Origin of the sequence: Pseudoduganella buxea, assembly GCF_009720835.1 — a bacterium.
GTDB classification, from domain to species: Bacteria; Pseudomonadota; Gammaproteobacteria; order Burkholderiales; family Burkholderiaceae_D; genus Rugamonas; species Rugamonas buxea.
Map to the genome: position 1 here is coordinate 1 of NZ_WNKZ01000172.1, position 4,503 is coordinate 4,503.

Sequence of the window (4,503 nt, forward strand, 5' to 3'; positions counted from 1 at the left end):
TGTATCCGGACGGGCTGGAGGAATGGTTGTTCCGCGACGACGCCAAGAATGTCGTGCGTCATATCCACACCGACGGCGGCAGCGAGCATTTCCGCTACGACGACCACGGCAACCTGCTCACGCACACTCGCGCCGACGGCAGCCAGGTCCATTTTGAATACGACGCCCGACATCGCATCACCGGCATCCGCGACGCCGAAGGCGGCACCTGGAAGCGCGACTACGATGCCCAGGGCCACCTCGTCGAGGAAACCGACCCGCGCGGCAACAAGACCCACTACGCCTACGACAAGTCCGGCCGGCCCGTCGAAGTCACCGATGCGAAGGGCGGCGTCAAGCAGCTCGCTTATAACCGAGACGGCCAGCTCGCCAGCTACACCGACTGCTCCGGGCACCGCAGCCAGTGGGAATACGACGAGCGCAAGCGCCTGGTCAAAAGCATCGACGCCGCCGGCCACGTCACCCGCTACCGTTACACGCCCGTCAGCGCGGAGACACTGGCGCACAGCGTAGACACCGGCAATCACCCCGGCCAACTGGAAACCGTCCTCCACCCCGACGGCAGCGAAGAGCAGTTGCGCCACGATGCCGAAGGCCGCCTGCTGGCACACACGGACGCCCTGCAACGCCGCACCGCCTACCGCTACACGGCAGCGGGACTGATCGCGCAGCGCATCGACGCCCTTGGGCAAAGCCTGCAGTACCGGTGGGACGCGCTGGGCCGCCTGTCCGCGCTGGAGAACGAAAACGGCAGCGTGTACCGCTTCCGCTACGACCCGGTCGGCCGCCTGCTTCAGGAACAGGGTTTCGATGCCCAAGGCCACCGACTACCGCTACGACGAATCGACCGGCGTGCTGGCGGAAACCATCGACGCCGGCGTGATCACGCGACTCGACTTCGACCCCATAGGCCGCCTCGTGCAACGCCGGGCCGCAGCCCCCGGCCAGCCGGAGCAGATCGAAACGTTCGCCTATAACGCCAACGGCCAGTTGGCCGACGCACGGAACGAACACGCCCGGCTGCAATGGTTCTACGACCCCGCCGGCAACCTGGTGCGCGAACACCAGCACTACCAGGGCCCGTTCCACCTCGAGAAGCGCACTGCGGTCTGGCACCACCGCTATGACGAACTCAATCAACGTATCGGCACGACCCGCCCCGACGGCCACCGCACCGAATGGCTGACCTACGGCGCCGGTCACGTGCACGGCCTGCTGCTCGACGGACAAGAGCTCGTGTCCTTCGAGCGCGACGCGCTGTACCAGGAAACGGCCCGCACCCAGGCCAACGGCCTGCTGCAAACGATGCAGTACGATTCCGCCGGCCGCCTGATCGAACAGCAGCTGGGCGCCAGTGCACCACGCAACGGGAAGGACCGGCAGTTTTCCCCAGACCCGTACCGTCACGACGTCCAGGCCGGCATGCAGGCAGCAATCCAGCGGCGTTACCACTACGACCCGTCCGGCCAACTGACCACCATCGACGACACCCGGCGCGGCCGCATCGAGTACCGCTACGATCCGGTGGGGCGGCTGCTGGCGGCCAACAGCGCCATGGGCCATGAAAGCTTCGCCTTCGACCCGGCCGGCAATATTCAGGCACCCCACCCTGCGCAGCAGCAGAGGATCAGCCGCCCTGCCCCGCTGCCGAAGGTGCTGGACAACCTGCCCAAGGAATACGCCGGCACCAGCTACCGCTACGACGAGCGCGGCAATCTCGTCGAACGCGCGCAGGATGGGCAGCGCGACAGTTTTGAGTGGGATGCCTTCAACCGGATGACGCGCGCCATCACCCGGCACGGCGTCACCACCTTTGCCTACGATCCGCTGGGACGGCGCATCGCCAAGCACAGCCAGGCTACCCGAACCATGTACGGCTGGGATGGCGATACGCTGGCGCTGGAAAGCAGCGTGCACCAGGGCTTTGCAGGGAGCGAACGGACGGTGCACTATATCTACGAACGTGACAGCTTCGTGCCGCTGGTGCAGGTCGCGCGAAACCAGGCCCTTCAACTGCCGCCCACGACCGATATCAAGGCGCTCATGGCGGGCAATGACGGCAAGTACGATATCGCGCTTGATCCGCTGTGGAATGGCGACTGCGAGCAGGAAGCCGAGCCGTTCACCAAGGAGGAGATCGCCTTCTATCAATGCGATCATCTTGGCACGCCGCAGGAGTTGACGGACCATGAGGGCAAGGTAGCATGGTCGGCGCAGTACAAGGCGTGGGGGCAAGCGAGGGAGGCGATCAGCGACGCGGCGCACAGGGCTGGGATGCGCAATCCAATCCGGTTTCAAGGGCAGTACTTTGATGACGAGACTGGGCTGCATTACAACCGGTATCGGTACTACGATCCGGTCGGCGCCCGTTATATAACGGCTGATCCTATCGGTCTGTTGGGCGGGATGAATCCCTATCAGTACGCGCCAAACCCAACGGGCTGGATTGACCCATTAGGTTTGCGGAACAAGAACAAGAAAAAATCTTGCCCAGCTTGTAGTGGAACGCCTTGTGTCGGCACTAAAAATCCGTCACGCGGCGCGTCAAGATTCCAGAGCGGTGAGCATTACCCTAACAAAGACCGCTGGTCAAACGTGATTCTACCGAAAGGAACCACTGTCTATACACTGTATCCGTACGGCGCGAAGCCAGGCGGCTTCTTTGCTGACGCCTCCACGGTTGCCGCCTCAAAGAAATCAGTTAACGCTTATCATGAGGCCACACAAGTAGGGCACTCCGGAAAGGATTCCGACCTCTTCATGTATGGTCCGAGGCAAAAAGTACAGGCATTCACACTAAAAGAAGATCTTTGCGTAGGAAAGGCCTTCGCCTTGGCCAATCATCAATACGGACCGGGCGGGGGAACCCAGTTCTACGTATCCGCAAAAGATCGCACGAGCATGGAAAAAGGACCCATTTTAGAATTGACAAGCCCATGATTAATTTTATTGAAGGAAAGATCAGCACAGGCGCGATAGATATTCGCACAACCTTTGATATTCAGGATTTAAAAAATCTCGCCAAAAAAGGTTTAATAGAGCAGCGGGTGAACGGTAGAGGTAAAATTTACTATTATACCGAGACTTTAGCAGGTGGAATGAGATTTGGCGCTTTCATCAGGTTGCGAGAGAAACGAATTGAATGGCTGAGATTGCATTGGCTAGACAGCCCTATGAGGAGTTGGGATGACGTTAGTGAAAATGGGGTGAAACATGAATACCTACTACTATCAGAATTTATTGAGAGGAGTGTCGAGAGCCCCCCTGATAAAAAAGGAAATAGGCGTCTTATATGGCGTTTCAAATGGGGTGAACTTGAAGTGTGCTATGACCTACGTGCGTTTCAAGCGGACATCTTCATGAGGCCGCGTTGAGATCACTGGAAAGAGGGTCTAAAAGAGGCATAAGGAAAAGAAAATCCGATTCAAAGAAAGCAGTTGGCGCATACCACGAAGCGACGCAGGTTGGACATGCTGGTAATTCTAAGGAATTTAAATTTGCCGCAAGGGAAAGAATACAGGAATTCACCCTTAAAGAGGATCTCTGCGTTGCCAAATCAATTAGAGATAACCTTGAATATGGTGGGCTAATCTACCAGACACCCGATGGCAAATATGACTACACAAAAGCGATCAAAGGGACAAAGGATGGCGTTGACCCATGGGAGGATCGCGCGCCAAAAATCCCTAGATGCGCAAGGGAATCCGGCTATTGGCACACTCATGGCGATCACTCCGATAAGTACGGAAACAGGACAACGAAATCAAAAGATTATTACGACAGCAACAACTTTTCCGACGGAGCTGACGGCAGCGGGGACTTGCCTGCGGCTCGCCAAGGGCTTTCCATTCACCCAGATTATAGAGCCTACGTGGGAACTCCGAGTGCGGGCTATAAGGGTTTCAGAGCCGCGACAAATCACGTCTACAAGCTATGAGAAAAAATCTACTCACCATTGTTCTGATCGGAATATTTATGAAAAACACCAGTTCTGAACCGATGTTCCAATCGAATTCCCCATCTGTGCTTTCTATAAGTGGGAGCGCAATGCAAGCATTGAAGATTGCATGTGACGAGTTCGTGGCGAGCGGTAAAGACCTGCGTGATTTTACCATTACGATATCACTAGAAACTGGAAAGACCGAAACCTACACTAACGACTTATTCGTCGTCACGTTTATGGGGAAACTCACACCTGGAAAACGAGGACTTGGCACCGCGAATCGCGTGCCCGGCTCTTTAACTTATTTTATATCTAAGGAAAACTGGAAAATTATTAAAGAGCAAGGGATCAAATAGGACATTAACAATTCAAACATTTGACCGATTCGACAACAATCCACTCCCGGACGACGAGTTCGTCATCACGACCTGGCACGAACTGAATCGCCACGACTATCGTAGACACTCCTGAGCCATAATGTCGGGCACAAGGAGAAGATATGAGCGGTAAGCGGTACACAGAGGAATTCAAGATTGCAGCGATCAAGCAGGTGGCGCAGG

Annotated in this window: 4 protein-coding genes and 1 pseudogene; all 5 read left to right on the forward strand. The window is 56.7% G+C overall.

The features are described 5' to 3' along the window. Window positions 1-977: pseudogene (locus GM672_RS29440) on the forward strand (hypothetical protein); the annotation flags it as partial. A gap of 577 nt (window positions 978-1,554) precedes the next feature. Then, entirely contained in the window at window positions 1,555-2,940 is a 1,386-nt protein-coding gene (locus tag GM672_RS30275) for an RHS repeat-associated core domain-containing protein (RefSeq protein ID WP_503826364.1), read from the forward strand. Next, window positions 2,937-3,374 carry a hypothetical protein gene (locus tag GM672_RS27115; protein ID WP_155473610.1) on the forward strand — a complete coding sequence of 146 codons (438 nt, stop codon included), beginning with the start codon at window positions 2,937-2,939 and terminating at the stop codon, window positions 3,372-3,374. Before GM672_RS30275 ends, GM672_RS27115 begins: the two co-directional genes overlap by 4 nt. Beyond that, window positions 3,371-3,937 carry a DUF4329 domain-containing protein gene (locus GM672_RS27120; protein WP_155473611.1) on the forward strand — a complete coding sequence of 189 codons (567 nt, stop codon included), beginning with the start codon at window positions 3,371-3,373 and terminating at the stop codon, window positions 3,935-3,937. The genes GM672_RS27115 and GM672_RS27120 overlap by 4 nt, the downstream gene beginning before the upstream one ends. 38 nt (window positions 3,938-3,975) lie before the next feature. After that, complete coding sequence (locus GM672_RS27125; RefSeq protein WP_155473612.1) at window positions 3,976-4,299, forward strand: hypothetical protein; 324 nt, start codon at window positions 3,976-3,978, stop codon at window positions 4,297-4,299. Window positions 4,300-4,503: the final 204 nt, after the last annotated feature.

Excerpts from the sequence above, each read along its gene's own strand:
- GM672_RS27115 (WP_155473610.1), top strand. The coding sequence starts at position 2,937 with ATGATTAATTTTATTGAAGGAAAGATCAGCACAGGCGCGATAGATATT.
- GM672_RS30275 (WP_503826364.1), top strand. The coding sequence starts at position 1,555 with ATGGGCCATGAAAGCTTCGCCTTCGACCCGGCCGGCAATATTCAGGCA.
- GM672_RS27125 (WP_155473612.1), top strand. The coding sequence starts at position 3,976 with ATGAAAAACACCAGTTCTGAACCGATGTTCCAATCGAATTCCCCATCT.